We start from the raw sequence: 22,533 nt of genomic DNA, 5'->3' as shown, positions 1-22,533 counted from the left end.
TGTAACATCCTTGGGTTACAACGCCTGCAATCGCCGGGCCAAACGAAGTGCCCGGCGCAGGAAGTCCAGACTGTCTGCGCGCAGCGGACGGTCTGGCCCGTACAGCAGCCGTTCCCAGTCGGCTGCAAACCGCGCGATGTCCGCGCCGTCCGCGCATGCGGCCAATGCCGGTGATGCTGCATATTCACGCAGCGTCATCCCCGGCGGCCGCGGGCCGTACCGGCGCGCGAGCGCGGCCCAGACCGGAGCGGCGGCGCCCAGCAGCCGCTCGCGGTCTGGAAAGCTGCTGCGCGGCCATGCCAGCAGCAGCCTGATCCGCAGCGCGGGGCGTAGCCGTCGCATGCGGATCACAGCAGCGGCGCCCAGCAGGGCCGCTGCGACAAGGGCTGCCGCGAGCCCCGGCTCCGCGGCAATGGCCCGTGCGCGGGCGAGCAGCCATGCGCCCGCGTTAGCCCATCCGCCGCTCATATACGGCGGAGTCTCTACAACAGGCTGCGGCCCGGCGAGCGCTGCCACATCTTCGCCCGCGCCTTGCGCCATGGTGAAGCCCGGCGTAGCCTCGAACGGCATCCACCCTGCCCCTGGAAAATACACCTCTACCCAAGAATGTGCATCTCCTTGGGAAATGATATATTGACCTGGTATATTCGGGTCAGCCATCCCAGACCCGAAGCCTTTAACCCAGCGTGCAGGAATCCCCTCTGAACGCAGCAACACAATCATGGCAGTGGAGAAATGATTACAATACCCCTGCCGTGTGACGAATAGAAAATCGTCCACAAAATCTGATCCACGCGGTGGCATACGGGTATCGAGCGTATACTCGGCATGAGCAGCCAGATAAGTCTTGACGGCTTGTACAGCGTCATACCGAGTCTCACTGCCTTGAATGATTTCCTTGGCGAGCGTCTGCACCCGACCCGGGAGAGATGTGGGCAATTGCAGATATGTCCTCCGTATAGAGGCAGGATCTTTCCCTTTATTCGCATTCCCTAACAGACGTAACTGTTCCGGCGAGGCCACAGGAAACATGACGTCTGCCGTATAATTTTTAACCATATTATCTTCGCCGGCGTTTGCAAGCCACAACGTTGCGGAATCTCGATTAGATAACAACGTAAGCATGTTCTCCTCATTATTGCTGTTCTTATCTTGAAACGATACATTCAGCGGGATTCCCCCGGTAAATAACGGATTCGGCCCTTTCCATTCCCGTTTCATCGTGACCGTTTGGCGGATACGTTTCCAATAGGTTTGATTCTCCCAACCATCAGAACGCAGGACTCCGGAGGGACTGGCCGTTTCAAAGCTTTGCTCTGGGTCACTCCAGGTACTACCGTTATAATATGAACGAGTCTCTCCTCGCCAATACGTCACTTCCGGACTCTTCGCTGTAAAAAAGAGGGCATTCCCTTGCACCAGAGGTGCTCCCATGGGCGCATCTGCCGTGCTATATCCCGTTACCGCCGTTGCAGCAGGGATGCTACTGTGCTGTGTATAACCTGCCCAGCGAGCTATGCGTTCACCCATCTGCTCCAGGGATATGCGTTCCGGTTGAGGTATGGAAGCGAACTGACCAGGTAACGCAGAGAAAAGGACCATACCTGTGGAAGCAACAATGGTTATAACGCTCCAACGGCCATAGGGACTGCCACGATAACTCGGGGTAGTTACTCCTCCGTTGAGGCGTAGTAGCTGAAGCAGAGCCTGAATTAGAAAAGTCCATAACACAGACCGGATTACTGAAGCATATACATCCAACCCCGCAAAGGATTCAAGCAGAAGCAAGTATACCAGCGTTGCACTGCCAAACAGCATAACGCTTCTACGCAGCAATACAAGGGATTGCACAGAAGCCATGAGCATGCTCCAACCGCACATCATGAACAGTCCTCTCGTTTCTGTACTAATCGAGTGGAATCGCCAGTTATCCATAAAGGTGTCCATATCCGCTGAAAGTATTCCCGGGTATGCAACCGCCCAACGGGCAGGATCACTTCCTCCATACATCAGACATAGCGCAGCGAGTGCAATAAATAATCGGATCAGTATTCCGGTGATCCACCCTGTACGAATTAACCCTGCGAGCAGCAATGCTCCAGTTAACCCCGCCATTACGGACAAGAAACGTTCACTGCCCTGCTGACCTGATGACGTAACAGGATATATCCACTCCAGAGACAGTATAAGTAAAATGGCCGAAATAAATATCCTATACAGAACCGGCACTCTAACAGATCCCTCATCCTTTATCTCTGTAAGAGAAGTGTGGTTCACATTCCTAACTACAGAATGGACCGATTCTAATCTCAGACGGGCTGTTGACGCTTTGTCAGCCGTCACAGTGGAATTGGGTTCCTGGTTTTTATTACGCTCCCACATCCGTTACCTCCACCTTTCCCAATGAAGATAACGCAACGTCTGTAACCGCTTGAATCAATACCCCGGTGTGACGAAGCCGCTCTATACTTGAGCTGTCATGCTCAATTCCAGTCATGAATCTATCCTTTGATCCTAGCTGGTTCGTTTCAGCCAATTGCACCTCTACACGATAACCTGAACCCATTGCAGTTATAATCCATTCGGTCAGAACCTGATCGATCTTGCCTGTGAGAACCACAATTCGCGAACCGCGCGCCAGTCCATCCAGCATCTCCGTTCGGAGTGAAACCGACACGGATTGGGCTGTGGATATTCGTGCTCCTGCTAGTCTGTCCAGACCATGACACTCATCATCTGCCTGGAATGACCCATGTCGCCATTGATCTTGTTCATTACGACTCTTATCTCCGCCTTCCATCCACAGATGATAAGGAATGTCGTCCCGCTCAGCCGTATGAATCCAGCGGGCGGCTGCACCCACCACTCGTTCAAAAGCAGGTGCTTCCATAGTCTCTGGCTGTTTTACCTCATAACCCGATGCGCCTTCATACACAAGGATGCCCAGTGAAGCCAGATCTGTGGTATCGGGCAGAAAGGTTTGAAGTTGCCCCGTTTTGGCTGTGCTTTTCCAATGAATACGTCCCAGCGGGTCACCCTGCTGATATTCACGGAACTCGGGGCTACGGTTTCCCTGGCTATTTCTTCTCTCCGACAGAGTCCCTTCGATCATCGCTGCGAATTCTGCTGAATCCCCCTCCCCCCAAGCCGATGCTTGAGGAACAACAATCAAGGGGGTGCCGCCTGCGGTCTCTGTAGAGTGGGTATTCCAGCCAAACAGATCTCCCCAGTACAATCTGCCCATATCCCATCTGTAGACCCCTCTGCGTAAACCGGAACATTCATATTGATAGGAAAATTGCCGCCGAGTTCCCGGGAAAATTAATTTGCGATGAACACCTGCAGGTGAATTTTCACATAGAACGATCCATAACAGTGGAATACGACATTCGAATTCCAGTTCAACTTGAACCCGCACCCGCTCGCCTGCCTCAATCCGATTCGCATGTATTTTCCGACGGATGTGAATACGCCGTGGTCCGAACCAATGGAGAAGCAGACCTCCTATGAACATCAAGCAAGCCATAATGGATAGAAACAACGCCGCTTTGCCACCATGCCACTGATATAAGGAAGCCAAAGCCACCACAAGGACAGCACTCAACATCCGTTGTCCCAGAGCAGTCATTGCCTCCGTCCCCTTCCCTGTGATGCCATTTGTACAGGAACAGGGACGGATGACAAGGCTTCTTCAATAACTTGGACTTGTCCCCAAACCTCCGCTCTGTTCTGGGCCTTCAATTGAATTCGATGTGAGAGAACAGGCACTGCCAACTCTTTCACATCATCGGGAATGACATAACTGCGTCCTTGAAGGTAGGCAAACGACTGCGCCGCAGCCATCCAGGCCAGTGTTCCACGCGGGCTGATGCCCAATCTGACCGCCGGAAGGCTGCGAGAGGCTACAGCAACGGCCACCAGATACTGTTTGACGACCGGGTCAACATGTACCTGTTTGACTTCACGCTGCATGGCTACGACTTCTTCAGCAAGCAGGACAGGGCGAAGTTCATCAAGCTCTTCTCTACCTTGCATCCGACTTAACAATTCCAATTCCTGTTCCGGATCGGGATACCCCAGTCCAATCCTCATGATAAATCGATCCAGCTGCGCTTCAGGCAGCCGGTACGTACCCTCAAACTGTAACGGATTCTGTGTCGCCAGCAGAAAGAAGGGGCGTGGCAAGTCATAGGTTGTTCCATCAACCGTAATACGTCGTTCCTCCATTGCCTCCAGCAGGGCAGACTGAGTCCGGGGTGAAGCCCGGTTTATTTCATCCGCCAAGACAACGTTGGACATGACAGGTCCGGGGCGAAACTTGAATTCAGCTGTATGTGGATGATAGATTGAAGTGCCCGTAACATCTGCCGGCATGACATCGGACGTGAATTGAATTCGGCCCATGGAGCAGTCCAACGCGGAAGCAACGGCACGAACCAGCATGGTTTTCCCGGTACCCGGTACATCTTCCAGAAGTACATGCCCCCCACTGAGCATTGCAGTGAGAACATAACGAATCTCTGTTTTTTTGCCAACAATCACACTTTCAACACGTTTCATGACCCTGTTTAACAATTCAACCGCATGTTCATGTTCCATTCGGATATAAGACATTTCTCCTGATCTCCTTCCGTCCATCGGCATTTCTGAACCATAGTAATCTATGATTCAGTGTTGCCCGGAAGTAGAGAGAATAGTCCTGCAAGCATGACTTTCTTCAGATCATTTTATACTTAAATATGAGATTCATTGCCGAAATGGACCTGGAAGCGCCCGCCTTTACCGTCCACTCTGCCTTATTACTGGTTAAGGAATTCACTTTTAACCCCATCTGCTCCAGTAACTCACGTAACGGAACCCAGATGGTTCCCCCCTGACTCTGTACTGCTCCTGTTTCAATTACCCCTGTTGAGCTCAGTGTTCCGCTCACACTGTCTGCATGAATCGTTCTTTCCTTCCATACTGCTGTGGCTGTCCTTGTCTCTGGGTCCCAGCGCGTGCTGCCCCCGAACTTTTTCATGAATGTACGCAAAGGCACCATGATTCGCTGCCCATCCATTCGGAATTCTCCAGGTTGTAAGGTTGCCGCAGCCAATCCTACCTCTATCTTCAGCTTCTTGCTTGTGAGCCACAACGCAGCATTACCTTCTACATGCTCTGCGATCCATGCCTTTCCCGGAGCCTTGCGGGACTTATACTTAGCATCGGGATGAACTCGGAATTGAACCGGCTGATCCGAACTCTTTATGATGTCAAAACGGTATCCGTGATCACGATAATATTTGATAATACCCGGAAGTGCTTTTACCGTTTCAGCGTGCGCACCTCCATCATGCATCAGGACAATCACCGAACGTGTTCCCGCAGGTACTTTGGTGGAATTTTTAAGGATTTCTTTGGCCGGAACACCTTTTCGTTTGGAATCTCCACTATCGACGTTCCAGTCCATGACGGTGTATCCACCCAATTGCAGCAGATCAAAATAACTCTGGTCAAAATGTCCGTAGGTACCTCCTGGCGCTCGCACCAGATTCGGACGGAAACCAGTTATACGCTCCAGCACGTCTTCTGTCTGCTTGATCTGGTTCCAGAACACTTTAAAATCACTGTACAGCTGTTTGTATTGATGATTAAACGTATGATTGCCCAGAGCATGTCCATCCTCCACCAGCGACCGGATTAACTCGGGATAACGCTCTGCCTGCTCACCCAGCACAAAAAAAGTGGCCAGAACCTGCTCTTTGCGCAAAATATCCAATACTTCTCGGGTATGGTTACCCGGTCCGTCGTCAAAACTCAGATAGACGACCTTGTCTTGCGTATTCTTATCTTCCCTGATCGAATCATCTGAGCCAGAAGCAGAAGATGCATACGCGGTGCCAGCGTATACAGCGAACACACATAGCAATATCGCAATTCGCACGAGAATGACAGACCATTGTCCAGATAAAAACGTATGTATGGATGTTACGTGAATTTCCCTTTTTCCCTTGATTCTTAATTCCGGTCTCTGTACCATTTACGAATCGCCCTCCACCGTCTCTAGTGAATTTGCTGATAGACTTCAGCAGATTTGTTAGAATTATATGGAGGCTTTCTTGAAAAAAGACGCATTTTTGTTTAATATTTTTTCACAATTTGGTATGGTGTGTGATTGATTCTTCGCTTCAGATTAGGTAGCATAATGGACAGGTATAACGTATACACAACACCTTGGAGAGATTCATGCTCCCACCCCGTCTTCAGGAGAGTGAAATCTATTGGAATTGCTTGAGAAGGTCCAACATCTGTTTGGGTCCTACGGATACAGCGTATTGTTTTTTGGCTTGTTGCTTGAATTCATAGCACTTCCCTTTCCTGGTGAAACAACGATGGCTTACGCAGGGTTTCTCTCCTACAAGGGTCATCTCGACTTCGGAATCCTCACCATATTGGCTTTTCTGGGAACAACGATAGGCATGACCATCACTTATTTTATTGGAGCCAGAGCAGGACTGCCCTTTATAACACGATACGGAAAATGGTTTCTGCTGAAGCAGGACAAGCTCGATAAAACGCAAAAGTGGTTCGCCAAGTATGGTAATGCTTTAATCTTCATCGGTTATTTCATTCCGGGAGTACGGCATTTCACCGGATATTTCGCGGGAATAGCTGCTGTTCCTTTTCGCAAGTTCGCTCTCTACGCTTATTCGGGCGCGCTGTTCTGGGTTGTACTGTTTCTGGGCATCGGCAAAATATTCGGCCCCCAGTGGAATGCCGTATTCCATCTGGCTCATCAATATGCAGCATATATCGTGGGAGGAATTGGCTTATTGCTTATTGTTGCCGTGCTTTACCGTTACCGCAAAGCATGGGTATCAAGATCCGCCGTATCCAAGTCAGCCCCTGTTCGTCAAAGACAAAAGTAAATTCGGGCAAACGTCCATCTATAATAAGTAAGCAAGGAGTTGCGAATAATCGCGGCTCTTTTTTTTTCGTTTTTTTTCAATTAAACTCTGTAATCACTTCATCACCTCCTCCAAAATAAACACTTACTCAAACGGAATGATGAACTATCATTCTTTTTTGTGATAATCCGAATTCATCCAGGTCATACTAACTTGCAAATATAGGATGTATAGGGGGTGAAGGTATGAGTGAACCAAACGTGGAGCATCAAGATCAGAGGCAAATCTCACCGAATCTCAGCGAAAATATGGATTACTGTAAGCAAGTCATGGGGAACAGCAATGACTTGATGATGCGCACTCTCCAGTGTCTACATAAATGGCCTGCCGTCATGTTGTACATTGATGGATTAGTGGATGTGCAGATCCTGAATCATTCCATCCTGGAATCCCTGTTAAAGACACATGACCTCCCGGAATTTTCGGCAGATGAAGAGCATCTAAGCTACATTCAAAATGATATTTTAGCCGCGAGCAATGTCATTCTGGTGGATGACATGGAGGATGTGCTCAATGCTCTCCTGTCAGGATCGGCCATTCTGCTGATCGAAGGTTGTGTGCGTGGATTGAAAATAGCTGCCGCCGGTTGGGAAGACCGTGCTGTGGGTGAACCCATCTCACAGACCGTTGTCCGGGGTCCCATGGAAGGATTCAATGAAAATCTGCGTACGAATACAGCCTTGATCCGCAAACGGATTCGGGACCCTCATCTCTGGATCGAAGAAAGAGAGATTGGTCGTATCACCAAAACAAGGGTTGCTGTCTTATATCTGAAACATACCGTTGATGCAGGTGTCGTGGAGGAACTAAGGCGGAGGCTCGATGAGATCGATATTGATGGGATTCTGGAAAGCGGGTATATCGAAGAACTTGTACAGGATGAAACAGGCACGCTATTTCCTACCGTTTACAATAGTGAACGTCCGGATACGGTTTGTGCTGCCTTGCTTGAGGGAAGAGTAGCCATCATCGTAGACGGGACGCCTTTTGTACTACTGGTCCCGGCATTGTTCGTGCATTTCTTCCAGTCACCGGAGGATTACTATCAACGGGCCGATATCAGCACATTGATTCGTATGATTCGATATCTGTCCTTTTTCATCGCTCTGCTGGCCCCATCCTTCTATATTGCTATTACCACTTTTCACCAAGAGATGCTGCCCACCAATCTGCTTATTAGTCTGGCAGCTCAACGTGAAGGCGTGCCTTTTCCCGCATTCATTGAAGCTATACTTATGGAATTGACCTATGAAATTTTGCGGGAAGCAGGCATACGGATTCCGAAAACCGTTGGTCAGGCCGTCTCCATTGTCGGGACGCTGGTTATCGGCCAGGCAGCCGTTGATGCAGGGGTTGTCTCCGCTGCAATGGTTATTATCGTTTCTATTACGGCCATATCCAGTTATGTCATTCCAGAGAATGGACTATCCATCTCTGTTCGAATTCTGCGATTTGTATTGATGATACTTGCGGCAGCATTTGGTTTCTACGGTATTCTCATTGTTCTGCTCATTACGGTTACCCATCTATGCAGCTTGCGTTCTTTTGGCGTACCTTATATGTCTCCCTTTGCACCTTTCATTCAGAAAGATCTGAAGGATACTCTGTTTCGTGTACCTTGGTCCCATATGAAAACACGTCCACTCTCTACAGGTACACCGAACAAAACCAGACAAGCCAGCAAAAAAACGAAGCGTTAATTCGGTAAGGAGAATAATGTATGAACAAGTGCTTCCGATTAATCCTATGCATTACATTCCTGCTCCCTCTCCTTACCGGATGCTGGGACCGCCAGGAATTGAATGAACTTGGCATTATGCTGGGTCTTGGTGTAGATAAGGATGGTGATCTGATTAAAGTGAGCGCTCAGGTCGTTGTACCGAATGAAGTATCCTCCAAATCGGGCGGAGGGAATGGCACTCCTGTCACACAGTATGAAGCCTCCGCATCCACACTGTTTGAAGCAATTCAAAAGCTGACTGAGACAAGTCCGCGCCGCATATTCATGGCCCATATCCGTATACTGGTGTTCGGTGAGGAATATGCCCGCAAAGAAGGCATCTACGATGTCATTGAAGCGTTAATGAGAGAACCTACTGCGAGACCCGATTATTACGTTATCGTTGCTCGAAATACAACAGCTTCCAAGGTACTGGATACACTTACTCCATTGGAGAATTTACCTGCAGAGAAGATATTTAATTCCCTCGACGTCTCCGCCAAAACCTGGTCACCCACAACTACTGTCACTGGCGATCAGTTGATGGAGTATATGCTGGCTCCCGGAATACAGCCCGTAATCACCGGTGTAGAGGTTGTAGGCAATACTACGAGAAGCGGAAGCAAAGATAATATCTCGACAATCACGTCCCCCGCTCGTCTCAATTCGACGGGATTAAGTGTCTTCAAGAAGGACAAACTAATCGGCTGGTTAACTGAAGATGAATCCAAAGGATACAACTATATTCGCAACAACGTGGTATCTACCATAGGTCACTTGCCTTGCCAAAAGGGCGGTAATGTGACTTTCAAAACCCTTCGTACCAAGACGAAACGAAAAGCGAAGGTTATCCATGACCAGCCAGTAATTCATATCAAAATAAAAAATGTGTCTTCCATTGGTGCAGTTGAGTGCGGAATCCGAATTGGTTCAATGAAAACGCTCAAAGAGTTGGAAAAAGACAGTGAGGAGCGGCTGATCGAGCTGATGGAAAAATCAGTTAAATCGGTTCGGCGAAAATTCCATACCGATATTTTTGGATTTGGTCAGGAAGTATATCATGCCGATCCTGGATTTTTCAAAAAGATTGAGAAGGATTGGGATCAATATTTTGAGAACCTGGATGTCACGTATGAAGCCAATGTTCAGATCAAACGGGTAGGTACACTGGATGATTCATTCAAGGAGGATTTGAAGGAGTGAGATCGGATGTTGATTACAATTACTGTCATTGTCATAGCGGGCCTTATAGGCTTGTTTGATCTGCCGGGTCTTATCCGCCGTAAGGAATGGAGGGAAACAGCTGTGTATAGCGGCATGCTCATCATTGCCACAGGGTTTAGTATAATCGCAGCAAACCTGTGGGATTTTCCGAGTCCGCTCTATATCATCATGTGGATCTATGAACCTGTTAATCAATTCTTGGCGCATCTGACGGGAACCTAGAAAAAGGAGAGGACGATTATGCTTGAACACGGGCGCCTTGGAACAAGACAATTGACCACTCTCACTTTTTTGATGGTGGTAGGAGATATGATGCTGATCTACCCCTCAGTCATCACATCCTACGCAAAACAAGACGCCTGGATCTGTGCTTTCATAGGCATTCCTCTGGGAATGGCACTACTGGCCATGATCCTGAAGTTGTGCAGTTTGCACCCAGAAAAAAATCTGGTACAAATGGCACGAAGCATTCTGGGGTTCTGGCCAGGTACTCTCTTTTCCTGCTTCTACCTGTTCTTTTTTATTATTGGTGCTTCCACTCATACGAGAGAAGTTGGCGATTTCATGACCTCTCAAATCTTCCAGTACACTCCCATTCGTATCATCATTCTGATGTTTGTCATCGTGATCGGCTGGGGAGTATTCCACGGATTAGAGGCGATGGGTCGAAGCAGTGAACTACTGATGCCTGTCGTTATTGTGTTTATTGTCGTCCTTGCATTCTGCCTGCTTCCCCAGATTGATGCCAGCAATCTGAAACCAGTAAGTGATACGAATATGGTCTCTATTTCACAGGGCATTCTGGTAAGCATTATATATCCAATTGGTGAAGTCGTCCCCATCATGATGATTCTGCCCTACGTTGCCAAGCAGGCTCATCGAACAAGGGACGTACTTATCGCAGCAGGCCTAGGCAATCTGGTATTGGCAACACTTGTTACCATATCCCTGCTGGTCTTGGGTGCCTTTCTCACACAACACAACATATATGCTTCTTTTGTTTTATCCCAGAAAATTAGTATTGGAAGCTTCTTTGAACGTATTGAAGCTGTTATGGCCTCTTCCTGGCTGATCTCCACTTACTTCAAAGCGATGATATACTTATACGCCTTTATTGTTGGTTGTGCGGAACTGTTCAAGCTTAAGCAGTATCGGATGCTTGTGCTCCCAGCGTCGCTACTCGTTTTTGGATTAGCCAATCTTGTCTCACCAAGCGTAACCTTTATCGTAATCACCGTTGTTCCCTATTGGGTAGATTGGGATACTACGCTGGGGATCATTCTGCCCGGCTGTCTCCTGCTAATCCAGTTGCTCAAGTCGAACAGAAAATCATCGGTTACTCACAGCAACTCCTCACAGGAATGAATACTTTTTACGGGAAGGAGCCTGGTATAGATGAATAATTGAAGTTCATCAACGAATGTCATCCATGCTGAATTTAGTGAAGGAGTGTAAGGTCTATGTTAATTAAGGAGAAAATCACCATTAGGCAATTTACACTGCTCACCTTCCTGGTCATGGTCGGAGACATGATTCTGCTCTATCCCTCCGTGGTTACTGCTTCCGGTAAGCAGGATGCATGGTTCTGTTCTCTTATCGGTCAGCCGATCGGCTTACTCATTATATGGGTTCTTTACAAACTTCATCAGACACATCCTGATCTGTCACTTATTGAAATCTGCCAAAAAATACTTGGCCGATGGGTAGGAGCTGTTTTGTCATCTGCATATCTGTTCTATTTCGCCATAGGTGCTGCCATATGTATCCGTGAAGTTGGCGACTTCATGACTACACAGATCTATCTTCAGACCCCCATCCGGGTCATTCTGATTATACTTATGTGCGCTCTTATCTGGGGAGTTATGCATGGTTTGAATACAATAGGAGGAAGCAGTGAAATGCTGACGCCGATCGTTGTTGCATTTATGATCCTGTTATTCATGGGACTGATCCCCCAAGTAAACAGTTCACATCTACAGCCTTTCTTGAACACCCCCTGGCTCCAACTGATTCAATCTACCATTAGGGGGGCTTTCACTTCCTTTGGTGAACTAATCGTGATTACCATGGTTCTCCCGTATGTTGTGTCAGGACCTCATATCAAACGGGACATGTTACTCGCCACCTTATGTGGAGGCTTAATGTTAACCACTCTGCTGCTCATTTCCCTGATGATCTTTGGTCCCTTTCTGACCCAACATGACATCTACATCTCCTATACCCTGTCTCAAAAAATTAATATTGGCAATTTTTTCGAGCGAATTGAGGCGTTCATGGCGACCGCCTGGTTGATTGCCACCTATTTCAAAAGCCTGCTGTACATGTTTTCTTTTGTCATTGGAATAGCACAACTATTTCGGTTGAAAACATACAAGCCTCTCATCCTGCCATCAGCCATGTTACTATTCGCTTTAGCTGTACTGATATCTCCCAATGTCATTTTCTACACCAATACGATCATGCCCGCCTGGGTGGATTGGGATATCACTGTAAGCTTTATTATTCCGCTATTCCTTCTGCTTGTGCATCGGCTTCGTTCTGGCAAGAGCAAGAACAATTCACCCAGTCATAAACGATTGCCCACCTAAAAAGGCTGTGTTCACGGTAAATCCCGCGAAACACAGCCTTTGGTGATGAAACGGATAAGATGTATTCATTCATACATGTCCCGGTTATTACATTACAACGCCTTCACTGCGTCAAGAGCAGCCTCAATATGTCCTTTGACCCGAACTTTGGACCACTCCTGGATCAATCTCCCCTCTTCATCAATCAGAAAAGTGGAGCGAACCATACCCATATACTCCTTGCCATACATTTTCTTGAGTTGCCATACACCGTATTGCTCGGCTACAGCGTGCTCTTCATCTGACAACAAGGTGAACGGTAGTCCATATTTGGCGATAAACTTGTCATGCTGTTTCATCGGATCAACACTAATCCCGAGAATGACCGTGTTCAGCCCTTCAAATTCAGCATGTCGATCCCGGAAATCACAAGCCTGTTGCGTACAGGACGAGGTCATATCCTTGGGATAAAAATAAAGCAGCACCCGCTGTCCGCGGTAATCGGAAAGCTTCACCGTCTCCCCCGTACTGGACGGCAGCTCAAAATCCGGTGCCACTTCGCCTACAGTTAACGTCATGTCAATTCCTCCCTAGTCTCGCCCACGAATTGCGTTGAGGGCATTTTATGATCCTGCTCCACGATACCGTTTCACGCCATAATTCCACAAAAGCAAACCCACGGAACCAAACACCAACCCCATCACAGGTGTCAGCAGTGCCATGCGATGCATCTCGGACCTCTCCAGAAACAAGGCAGCCGGATAAATGCCAACAAAGGCAAACGGAATGACCCAGGTCAGCAGCACCTGAATAGCACGGTTGTAGATCGTTACCGGGTAACGCCCATATCCCTGGATGTTATACATCAATGGCAGAATACCTGTTGGTGCGTCCGAATAAAAGGACAACGAAGTCAGTGTGGTATAGATTCCGGCATAGATCATGACTGAGCTAAGCGCCAAAATAATCAAGGCAGGAATATGCCACCATTCCAGCACCAGGCCCATCTCTGCTCCGCTGAAGATCATAATGATCAAGCCGATAAACGAGCCCACGAGTGCAGGCGGGTCTACATTTTCAAGCAAGATCTGGAACAGATTATGTGCAGGGCGTGTTAGGATACGATCCATCTCGCCTTTGACGATATACCGCTCACTGAATCCCCACAGATTGATAAAACAACTGAAGATGCCATAGGGCACCATAAAATATCCATAAACAAAGAGCACTTCACTCTCACTCCAGCCGCCCAGGTTATCCGTATGGCGAAAGACCACAAAGATAAAGATCAGGTTGGTTGCCTGGAACAGCAGATCCGATAGGATCTCCACCCAGAAATCAGCACGGTACGTGAGTCGTGTTTTCATGTAGTTCTTCAAATATTCCCAGATCAGACCCATATAGTACATTCTGTTATCCCCCTTGCACGAACAGACGCTTGCGCGCCTTACGCCAGATCAGTACCATCGGAAGCAGCAGCAAGGCAAACCAGAACACCTGAATACCGAGTACATTCCAGATGGCGGTACCTTCCACTCTTCCCGTGAAGACCGAACCGGGCAGATACGTAATGGCCTGAAAAGGCAATACCTTCATCACCGCGGACATCCAGCCTGGATACAGACTGATCGGGATGATGAGACCGGAGAACAAATCAACCACGACGCGTTTCATGCGCATCATGCCTTCATTATTTTCCACAAAGAATGCCGCCAGTCCCGTGATCACATTAATCTGGGAATTAATGAGGAAACTGAAGAACAGCATGACGAGAAAGCCAATCCACGCCGACGGCGCCGTAGGCAGTTCAACCGGGAACAGCAGAATGGCAATGAGCATCCCCGGAATCATGAGGAGCAGGAAGCGGAAAATGCCTTCGCCAAGACCCTGCATCATTTTGACCATAACGTAATTGATTGGCCTGATGAATTGAATCGCAATGGAGCCATCCCGTATGTCTGCGGCAATCTCTCGGTCCAGGTTGTTAAAGTAAAAGGCACGTGCCATCCAGGATACAGCGATGTAGGTTGTCATCTGTGCTGCCGTAAAGCCGCCAAGTTCACCACTGCTGCCATAAATGGCTTGCCAGGTAAAGTAATACACGCCGATATTCAGCGTATATATCAAAATGCCAGAGTAATAATTCACCCGGTATGCCAGCATCGTTAGAAAACGGATGCGCATGAAATCAATAAATGCACTATTCATCTTCGGATACACTCACCGCTTCTTTCCCTGCTCCCACAATCTCGGGACGCTCGGCGGAACCGGATTGGTAAATACTGCGCACAATCTCATCCGTGTTGATCTCGATAATCTGAATATCGGTAATATCGGCTTGTCCAACGACACGTCCGAGTACATCCGAAACGTTCAATTCCAGTGGAATCCATACGGATGCAGACAATTCATTCTCTACCGTCCAACGTACAGGTAACGCCGCAGTCCATTCCTGCATCTGACTCATGTTGTGAGCTGAACCGAACTTGAAACGGATTTCCCGTTCCTTGCCCCATTGGGACTTCAGATGATCCAGACCTCCATCATAGATGATGTTACCCGCATCAAGCATGATCACCCTGGAACATAGGGCCTCAATATCCTGCAAATCATGGGTTGTGAGCAGAATGGTTGTTCCATGCTCCTTGTTCATGTCCTTCAAGAAATCCCGAATTTCCGACTTCACCACAATGTCCAAACCAATGGTTGGTTCATCCAGAAAAACAATACTCGGGTTGTGCAACAATGCTGCCACCAACTCGCAGCGCATACGCTGACCAAGACTGAGCTTCCGCACCGGACGACTGAGCAGGTCCTGAAGCTGCAATCGCTCAACCAGTTCATCCAGCCTTTTCCGGAAATCGACCTCTCCTACACGATATACTTTACGCAATAAATGGAAGGATTCGATAACGCCAATATCCCACCACAATTGACTGCGCTGACCAAAAACAACACCAATATTCTGTACAAACTTCTCCCGTTCCTGATACGGAACATATCCACCAACCGATATTTGCCCTGAAGTAGGCACCAAAATGCCGGTCAACATCTTGATTGTTGTTGATTTACCGGCACCGTTCTCCCCGATATATCCGCATATTTCGCCCTGCGGAATCTGAAATGAAATATCATTTACAGCCAATACCTCCTGGTATTGACGTGCAAACAGGTCCTGGAACGCGCCCTTCAGCCCACCTCGGCTTTTCTGGACGCTAAACGACTTGCGCAAATCTTTGACATCAATCGCCAGCATGATTATACCTCACTTGGATTTTGTTGAAATTGCTTGTAGCCCAAAAAGAAATTATAATGGTATCAGTCAAAATTCAGCAATACCTGAACTCGTTTTTTATTTCATCTCAAATACAAAGGAGAGCTAGCATGACCAGAAAGACGAAGAGAACCATCTGGATTTCTCTTGCCGCCTTCGTGTTAATTGTCGGAGGAGCTGCGGCATACTATTTCGGTTCTATTCTCAATCAGTTGGACGGTTTGGCAAAAGACGGTGACGAATCACCATTCGCCGGTATCGAAAATGTGGAGAAAGTAAATACACCTGACCCACCCAAATGGGAAGGCACAGAGACGGTCAATATTCTCGTTATGGGTGTCGATGCGCGCGGATTGAAAAAAGGTGAAGTTCCCCGCTCCGACAGCATGATGGTCGTATCGCTCGACCCACTTACCAAAAAAATCAATCTGTTCTCCATTCTGCGCGACACATACGTCGATATTGACGGGTATGGTAAAGAGCGGATCAACACTGCCATCACCCATGGCCCGAATGCAGCGATGCAAGCTGCCGGCGACCTGCTCGGCATTCCTGTACAGTATTATGTGTATACGGATTTCCAAGGATTCATCAAATTGGTGGATGCCGTTGGCGGTGTTGATTTTAATGTGGAGAAAGACATGCACTATACAAGTAAAGCAGACAATAACGAATACGATATTGATCTCAAAAAAGGGTATCAGCATCTGGATGGCGAGACAGCTCTCATGTACGTTCGTTTCCGTCATGATGCGATGTCGGATTTCGCTCGTTCCGAGCGTCAGCGTGAATTGCTGAAAGCTGTTACGGCAAAAATGCAGTCCACCACTACCATTGCCAAACTGCCTGCCATTCTGGAACAGGTTAATCCTTACGTAGATACGAATCTGACACTCTCCGATATGTGGAAGCTGGGTGGACTCGGATACCAGAGCAGCATGAACGGCAGTGAGCAGATCCCACCAATGAACCTGTTGAAAGAAGAACGTACAGCAGGTGGTGCGCAAGTATTAACGGTTACAAATGAAGAAAAATTGAAGCAGCATATTCAGGATATTATTCACCCGCCTGCTACAACAGATGATAGTACGACCAGCACCGAAGATAAAACAGCCAGTGGTGACGATCAGAAGTCAGAACAACCGGCTCAGTAATCTAAACATGCAGAGGGCAGCCATTACGCTGCCCTCTCGTTGTGCCCGGCTATACTATTATGAGAAAATCATCATATCTTTCTGTGTCTTGTACCTTTATTATATTTTGAATTACGAAAGGAAGTTGTCTTATGAAACCATCACGTTCCCGATCCGAACTTCTATACGCAGAAGCACTTGAACATATTGTAGGAGGTGTGAACAGCCCTTCACGCTCGTTTAAAGCCGTTGGCGGCGGTGCACCTGTATTTATGAAAAAAGCCCAGGGCGCCCACTTCTGGGATGTTGATGACAACCGTTACATTGATTATCTGGCCGCTTACGGTCCGATTGTTACAGGACATGCCCACCCTCATATTACGCAGGCAATTACAGAAGCTGCAGCCAATGGAGTACTGTACGGTACCCCCACTGAATTAGAGATCAAGCTTGCCAAAATGCTGAAGGAAGCCATTCCTTCCATGGATAAAGTACGCTTTGTTAACTCTGGTACAGAGGCGGTCATGACTACAATTCGGGTAGCTCGTGCCTACACCAAACGCAACAAGATCGTAAAATTCGCCGGATGTTACCATGGTCACTCGGATCTGGTGCTTGTGGCGGCCGGTTCTGGCCCGTCCACGCTGGGTATCCCGGATAGTGCCGGCATTCCTACCAGTATTGCGCAAGAGGTCATCACCGTGCCTTACAATGACCTGGATAGCCTCAAAGCTGCACTGGAGCACTGGGGTGACGATGTTGCCGCGGTCATGGTTGAACCGATCGTTGGCAACTTCGGTATGGTTATGCCGGAACCCGGCTTCCTGGAAGGTCTCTGTGCCATGACACGCGCCAATGGCTCACTGGTTATCTATGACGAGGTGATTACGGCTTTCCGTTTCCATTACGGTTCCACACAGACGTATGCCGGGCTCGATAATCATGCGGAGATTGAACCGGATCTGACGGCTCTTGGTAAAATTATTGGTGGCGGCCTGCCCATCGGTGCTTACGGCGGACGCAAACACGTTATGGAGCAGGTTGCTCCACTCGGCCCGGCTTATCAAGCGGGAACGATGGCTGGTAACCCGGCATCCATCTCAGCTGGTATCGCATGTCTGGAGGTCCTGCAAGGCGCAGGTGTATACGAAGAGATGGAACGTCTTGCTATCGACCTGACAGCAGGTCTGCAAGCTTCTGCTGACCGTCATGGGATTGCACTGACAATCAACCGGATTCGCGGTGCATTCTCCACCCATTTCTGTGATCACCCGGTGACGAACTACGATCATGCTCAAGACACAGACGGAGAACGGTTCGCTTCCTTCTTCCGCCACATGCTGGAACGTGGCATAAACCTGGCTCCGTCCAAGTACGAAGCTTGGTTCCTGACTACGGCTCATACAGACGAGGATGTTCAGGCTACATTGGAAGCCGCAGAAGCTTCCTTCAAGGCGATGGCTCAGGAATAACCCGAATAATTAATTCTTCAGATGTAATACAAAATAGTTGAGAGACAGCAACTACGAAAAATGGCGTCCAACAAGTGTTCAACTTGTGCGGACGCCTTTGTTTTTTTACAAATAGGGGTGATAGGTTTACATAGGGTTAGGGTTAGGATGAGATGTTATGCAACATCTTCAAGCGTAGCTTATTAATAGGGTGCACTGTTATGATCCTGCCATTACTTAACTTATCTCTGACTGATCTGCAGCTTCAAAATTTCCTCTCGGATCACCTGCATCCCTTCCTCGATTCGCTGCTTCGGCACATTGGAGATGTTCAATCGCAACATCTGATCCTGATGTACCTGATAGGTTCCCTCTGGATAATACCGTTCAATCGTATCAACGATGACTCCGCGCTTTTGAAGCCGGGATAGCAGAACACGAAGCGGCATATCACCCGCCAAAGGTAACACCGTATGCTCTCCTCCTGTTCGAGGAGCGTCCATAAACGGAGCAAAGTCTGGATAAGCGTCCAGCTGCTCCTGCACCGTGTGCATCCGAGCAGCATAGCGGTTGCGAATCACTTTCCTGTGATGAGCAAACATGCCGCTATGGACATAGATCTCCAGAGCAGCTTGAGACAGGACGGAAGTGTCGATATCAAGCATTTTTTTGTAAGCACCAAAAGATTGAATGAGTGGTAAAGGCAGAACGGCTACACCAATACGCAAGCCTGGAAACAGAATTTTGGAGTAACTCTTCAGATAGATGACCCGGCCTTCCGTATCATAGGACCATAGCGGGTCCTGTTTCGTATTGTCCTCCAGATCAGACAGATAATCATCCTCCACCAGATACACATCGTACCGCTGAGCAAGCCGGATCAGTCTCTTCTTCTCCGCAACCGTTAACGATGTACCAATCGGATTGTGAAAGCGTGGCATGACATAGAAAAACTTGATCTCTTCCTCTGCGAACTGACGTTCAAGCGATGCCCAGTCAAGCCCATCTTGGGTACGTCTCACACCAGCAATAGGTACATTTAATCCACCCAATAGGGAAGGCATATTGTGATAGGTCGGTAGTTCAAGCATTACTGTTCTTTTTCCATTGGGAAAAGGCATCAACGCAAGTACAGCCAGCGCCTGTTGCACACCTGATGTGATAAAGAACTGCTCTGTTCTTGCAAAAACCTGATAATCCGCAAACTGCTTCTGCAACAGCAGAATTAGCGAAGGCAATCCCTGATCTGTTCCATACATAAACAACTCTGCCTGTTTCTTCTCCATCGCCTGATCCACGCAATGACGAAAGTCCGCATAAGGGAACACCCGCGGATCCGGAGCAGCCGAAGCGAAGTCCAATGCTCCCTGCCAGTCCATATCCTGAGCACCTGTCCCGTTCTGTACGGCATAATAGCCGGATTGAGGGATGGCGTACACCAAATGCCGCTGTTCCAACCATTCATATGCACGAATTGCTGTGCTTACACTGCATTGATACTGTTCAGCTATAACTCGCACGGCTGGCAGTCGGATGCCCTTATCTGCCCACTGGCGACGATCCTGCTGCTGCATCTGTTCCTGAATCCATTGCTTTATAGCTTCGGCAATCACTTCATATTTTCTCACCGCACCCACTCCTCTCCTATAACTGTACCGATACAGTTTAACCTTTTATCTATTGTAGCACGATGCACCCGGCAGTATATTGAATAAGGCAAGCACGTGCCTTGAACCTGACATATTTCAGGATGATAAAGATCATACGCTATGACAAATGTATTGGAGGAGCATTCATGAACACAGCACATACTCGGGGATACGCATATATCGCAGCTGTATTGTACGCGGCTATTATCGGTCTATCTTTTCTATTTGTTAAAATGACGGTCACTGTTGCACATCCCATTGATGTGCTTGCCCACCGATTTGCGCTGTCGCTAATCGTTGTTAGCATTCCTGTCGTTTTGGGTTGGATCAAAATCCGACTGAACCTTCATGATCTGTGGCGAATTATTCCACTTGGGCTGTTATCTCCCGTCCTATTTTTTGCCTTTCAAGCCTTTGGACTCGTCTCGTCCAACTCATCGGAAGCGGGTATTATTCAGGCTATGGCCCCTGTTTTCACTCTCATTCTCGCTTCTGTCTTCTTGAAAGAACGAACATCCACCCTGCAGAAGCTATTCCTGCTGCTGTCTGTCGCTGGAGTTGTTTTTATTTTCATGATGCAAGGTAATGGCATGTCTTTGGGTAACCTGAAGGGCATTGCATTATTGCTGTTATCCACGGTGTGTTTTGCAGGTTATGGCGTACTTGCGAGACCATTAACCCAGAAGTACAAACCGATGGAATTAACATGGGTCACGCTGATGGTTGGCTGTGTTGTATTTAACGCAGTCTCCCTGGTCCGACATGCTTCAAGCGGTTCCATGATGGACTACATCAAACCACTGGGAGATGCCTCCTATCTGGGAGCCCTTGCTTATCTGGCCATTCTTTCCACCATGATCTCCACCCTGCTTGCGAGTTATGCCCTGACGCACCTGGAGGCGTCCCAGATGAGTGTATTCAGCAACCTGTCCACACTCATCTCCATCGTAGGAGGTGCATGGATATTGCACGAACCTGTTGGTAGTCATCACTATATTGGAGCATTGTTGATTATCGCAGGTGTGCTTGGCACCAATATGAGCGGTCGCAAACATAGGCTGGTCAGTGGAATCAAAGCGTGATATAATTCTGGAAATTGTAAACATTTGTTATCCGCGATGATGAAGAGAAGTACATATGTCAGGATGCTACAGAGAGCCGGCGGCTGGTGGGAGTCGGTGCATCGGATATGTGGAAATGGGCTTCGGAGTTCCAAGTTGAACAAAGTCTGTATCCTTTCCTAGGAATACACACTTTCAGTAGGCGAGGCGGCATGTCCAGCCGTTATCCATGGACAGGATATCGATAGGCATGGAAGCTCATAAAAGAGCTCCTGGTACCATCCGTATCCCTCAAGTGGGCCGCAACAGAGCGGCCAATGAAGGTGGCACCGCGAGGCACAAGCTTCGTCCTTTATTCTGTTCCCAACCGGGGAATGAGATAAAAGACGAAGCTTTTTTGATTTTTTTGCAGGCTGAAAGGAGGTGATGGTCGTGGAAGACGGCTGGTGGCGACAGCTCAATGTTGAAGAATCACAAAACCAAAGGAGAATAAACCATGAACAAAAACAAAGATATTATTTTGACAGGAGATCGGACTACCGGACAACTTCATCTCGGCCATTACGTAGGCAGCCTGCGCAGTCGGGTACAATTGCAGGAAGAGTACAAAACCTATATTTTACTGGCAGATGTTCAGGCACTCACCACCCACTATGATCAACCTGGCCTGATTGCAGATAGTGTTCATCAAGTCACGCTTGATTACCTCGCCGTAGGCATTGATCCGAACAAAGCTACCCTGTTCATTCAATCCATGATTCCGGAAATTGCGGAATTGACTGTGATCTTCTCCATGTTTGTTACCGTCAATACACTCCGGCATAATCCGACTATCAAGAGCGAAGCACGTGATCGCGGATATACCGACCTGTACTACGGATTTCTCGGATATCCGGTCAGTCAGGCTGCTGATATTGCATTCTGTAAAGCCACCCTTGTTCCAGCAGGGGAAGATCAGATTCCTCACATTGAGACAGCACGAAAATTGGTTCGCCGGTTCAACGAGTTATACGCTCCCATTCTCCCCGAACCCCGCATTTTGACCGGAGAGCGGCTTGGAGGGCTGGATGGCGTTGGTAAGATGAGCAAAAGCATGGGCAATGCGATCTCATTAAATGCAAGTCCTGAGGATGTAAAAGCTAAATTGATCAAGGCCAAGACAGATCCTGCCCGCATCCATCGTTCCGATCCGGGACATCCGGATATCTGCCCTGTTTTTGCCTATCATCAGCTTTTCCGCAAGGAGAACGCAGTCGAAATACATGCCAGTTGTAGTCAAGGCCGGATTGGATGCAAAGATTGTAAACAGATCGCAGGTGAAGCCATCAATGATCTGCTTGCTCCTTTTCGCGAACGACGTAATTATTATGAACAGCGTGATGATCAAGTGAAAGAGATTCTTATCGAGGGTACCCGTGAGGCCAGAAAAGCGGCCCAGGAAACGATGTTAGAGGTAAGAGATGCCATGGGCATTCGTTATTTCGACTGACGGTATGAAGGGCTTCAA

At 48.2% G+C, this 22,533-nt stretch carries 19 protein-coding genes and 1 other annotated feature; of the genes, 10 read left to right on the top strand and 9 right to left on the bottom strand.

Annotation, left to right across the window (positions count from 1 at the left end):
• Positions 1 to 15: 15 nt before the first annotated feature.
• From NLBNIHML_RS20935 to NLBNIHML_RS20920, 4 genes are all read right to left on the bottom strand, one after another.
• Complete coding sequence (locus NLBNIHML_RS20935; RefSeq protein WP_494352652.1) at positions 16 to 2,382, bottom strand: transglutaminase TgpA family protein; 2,367 nt, start codon at positions 2,380 to 2,382, stop codon at positions 16 to 18.
• Positions 2,369 to 3,628: a DUF58 domain-containing protein gene (locus NLBNIHML_RS20930; protein WP_494352651.1), complete on the bottom strand. Its 1,260-nt coding sequence runs from the start codon at positions 3,626 to 3,628 to the stop codon at positions 2,369 to 2,371. The genes NLBNIHML_RS20935 and NLBNIHML_RS20930 overlap by 14 nt, the downstream gene beginning before the upstream one ends.
• The gene (locus NLBNIHML_RS20925; RefSeq protein ID WP_494352650.1) at positions 3,625 to 4,614 is read right to left on the bottom strand and encodes an AAA family ATPase; all 990 of its coding nucleotides are present in this window, start codon (positions 4,612 to 4,614) and stop codon (positions 3,625 to 3,627) included. The genes NLBNIHML_RS20930 and NLBNIHML_RS20925 overlap by 4 nt, the downstream gene beginning before the upstream one ends.
• 103 nt (positions 4,615 to 4,717) lie before the next feature.
• Positions 4,718 to 6,019, bottom strand: coding sequence for a polysaccharide deacetylase family protein (locus NLBNIHML_RS20920; RefSeq protein WP_494352649.1), 1,302 nt, complete (start codon positions 6,017 to 6,019; stop codon positions 4,718 to 4,720).
• 241 nt (positions 6,020 to 6,260) lie between these two features.
• On the opposite strand from NLBNIHML_RS20920, the gene NLBNIHML_RS20915 reads away from it, so the two are divergent.
• The 6 genes from NLBNIHML_RS20915 (at position 6,261) to NLBNIHML_RS20890 (ending at position 12,479) form a co-directional block, all read left to right on the top strand.
• A complete protein-coding gene (locus NLBNIHML_RS20915; RefSeq protein ID WP_494352648.1) occupies positions 6,261 to 6,908 on the top strand; it encodes a DedA family protein in 648 nt (215 codons plus the stop codon).
• Positions 6,909 to 7,132: 224 nt separating this feature from the next.
• Positions 7,133 to 8,647 carry a spore germination protein gene (locus NLBNIHML_RS20910; RefSeq protein ID WP_342571794.1) on the top strand — a complete coding sequence of 505 codons (1,515 nt, stop codon included), beginning with the start codon at positions 7,133 to 7,135 and terminating at the stop codon, positions 8,645 to 8,647.
• 20 nt (positions 8,648 to 8,667) lie between these two features.
• Positions 8,668 to 9,870, top strand: a complete 1,203-nt coding sequence (locus tag NLBNIHML_RS20905) for a Ger(x)C family spore germination protein (protein ID WP_342571793.1) — start codon at positions 8,668 to 8,670, stop codon at positions 9,868 to 9,870.
• Positions 9,871 to 9,876: 6 nt separating this feature from the next.
• The gene (locus tag NLBNIHML_RS20900; RefSeq protein WP_339239457.1) at positions 9,877 to 10,113 is read left to right on the top strand and encodes a hypothetical protein; all 237 of its coding nucleotides are present in this window, start codon (positions 9,877 to 9,879) and stop codon (positions 10,111 to 10,113) included.
• Positions 10,114 to 10,131: 18 nt separating this feature from the next.
• On the top strand, positions 10,132 to 11,256 hold the full coding sequence (locus NLBNIHML_RS20895) for a GerAB/ArcD/ProY family transporter (protein WP_342571792.1): 1,125 nt from the start codon (positions 10,132 to 10,134) through the stop codon (positions 11,254 to 11,256).
• A 95-nt stretch (positions 11,257 to 11,351) separates the two neighbouring features.
• On the top strand, positions 11,352 to 12,479 hold the full coding sequence (locus NLBNIHML_RS20890) for a GerAB/ArcD/ProY family transporter (RefSeq protein ID WP_342571791.1): 1,128 nt from the start codon (positions 11,352 to 11,354) through the stop codon (positions 12,477 to 12,479).
• A 92-nt stretch (positions 12,480 to 12,571) separates the two neighbouring features.
• On the opposite strand, the gene bcp is transcribed toward NLBNIHML_RS20890, so the two are convergent.
• Genes bcp through NLBNIHML_RS20870 form a run of 4 tightly spaced genes read right to left on the bottom strand, consistent with a single transcriptional unit; the run spans position 12,572 to position 15,714 of the window.
• Positions 12,572 to 13,036, bottom strand: coding sequence for a thioredoxin-dependent thiol peroxidase (gene bcp, locus NLBNIHML_RS20885; RefSeq protein WP_339239453.1), 465 nt, complete (start codon positions 13,034 to 13,036; stop codon positions 12,572 to 12,574).
• Positions 13,037 to 13,081: 45 nt separating this feature from the next.
• Entirely contained in the window at positions 13,082 to 13,867 is a 786-nt protein-coding gene (locus NLBNIHML_RS20880; protein ID WP_339239452.1) for an ABC transporter permease, read from the bottom strand.
• Positions 13,868 to 13,871: 4 nt separating this feature from the next.
• Positions 13,872 to 14,666, bottom strand: a complete 795-nt coding sequence (locus tag NLBNIHML_RS20875; protein ID WP_339239450.1) for an ABC transporter permease — start codon at positions 14,664 to 14,666, stop codon at positions 13,872 to 13,874.
• Positions 14,659 to 15,714: an ABC transporter ATP-binding protein gene (locus tag NLBNIHML_RS20870; RefSeq protein WP_494352647.1), complete on the bottom strand. Its 1,056-nt coding sequence runs from the start codon at positions 15,712 to 15,714 to the stop codon at positions 14,659 to 14,661. Before NLBNIHML_RS20870 ends, NLBNIHML_RS20875 begins: the two co-directional genes overlap by 8 nt.
• 128 nt (positions 15,715 to 15,842) lie before the next feature.
• On the opposite strand from NLBNIHML_RS20870, the gene NLBNIHML_RS20865 reads away from it, so the two are divergent.
• Both NLBNIHML_RS20865 and NLBNIHML_RS20860 read left to right on the top strand, forming a co-directional pair.
• Positions 15,843 to 16,886, top strand: coding sequence for an LCP family protein (locus NLBNIHML_RS20865; protein ID WP_339239448.1), 1,044 nt, complete (start codon positions 15,843 to 15,845; stop codon positions 16,884 to 16,886).
• Between the two features lie 131 nt (positions 16,887 to 17,017).
• Complete coding sequence (locus tag NLBNIHML_RS20860; RefSeq protein WP_494352646.1) at positions 17,018 to 18,337, top strand: glutamate-1-semialdehyde 2,1-aminomutase; 1,320 nt, start codon at positions 17,018 to 17,020, stop codon at positions 18,335 to 18,337.
• 221 nt (positions 18,338 to 18,558) lie between these two features.
• Here NLBNIHML_RS20860 and NLBNIHML_RS20855 read toward each other — a convergent pair whose 3' ends face one another.
• Positions 18,559 to 19,944: an aminotransferase-like domain-containing protein gene (locus NLBNIHML_RS20855; protein WP_494352645.1), complete on the bottom strand. Its 1,386-nt coding sequence runs from the start codon at positions 19,942 to 19,944 to the stop codon at positions 18,559 to 18,561.
• Between the two features lie 167 nt (positions 19,945 to 20,111).
• Between NLBNIHML_RS20855 and NLBNIHML_RS20850 the strand changes: the two genes are divergently transcribed.
• Together NLBNIHML_RS20850 and trpS are read left to right on the top strand one after the other, a co-directional pair.
• Positions 20,112 to 21,047 carry a DMT family transporter gene (locus tag NLBNIHML_RS20850; RefSeq protein WP_494352644.1) on the top strand — a complete coding sequence of 312 codons (936 nt, stop codon included), beginning with the start codon at positions 20,112 to 20,114 and terminating at the stop codon, positions 21,045 to 21,047.
• 27 nt (positions 21,048 to 21,074) lie between these two features.
• Positions 21,075 to 21,382: a binding site (T-box leader), on the top strand.
• Between the two features lie 140 nt (positions 21,383 to 21,522).
• Entirely contained in the window at positions 21,523 to 22,515 is a 993-nt protein-coding gene (gene trpS, locus NLBNIHML_RS20845) for a tryptophan--tRNA ligase (RefSeq protein ID WP_494352643.1), read from the top strand.
• Positions 22,516 to 22,533: the final 18 nt, after the last annotated feature.

It is taken from the genome of Paenibacillus sp. JNU01 (assembly GCF_059130585.1).
The sequence above is the reverse complement of the archived record's forward strand: the minus strand, read 5'-3'. Positions and strand labels throughout refer to the sequence as shown.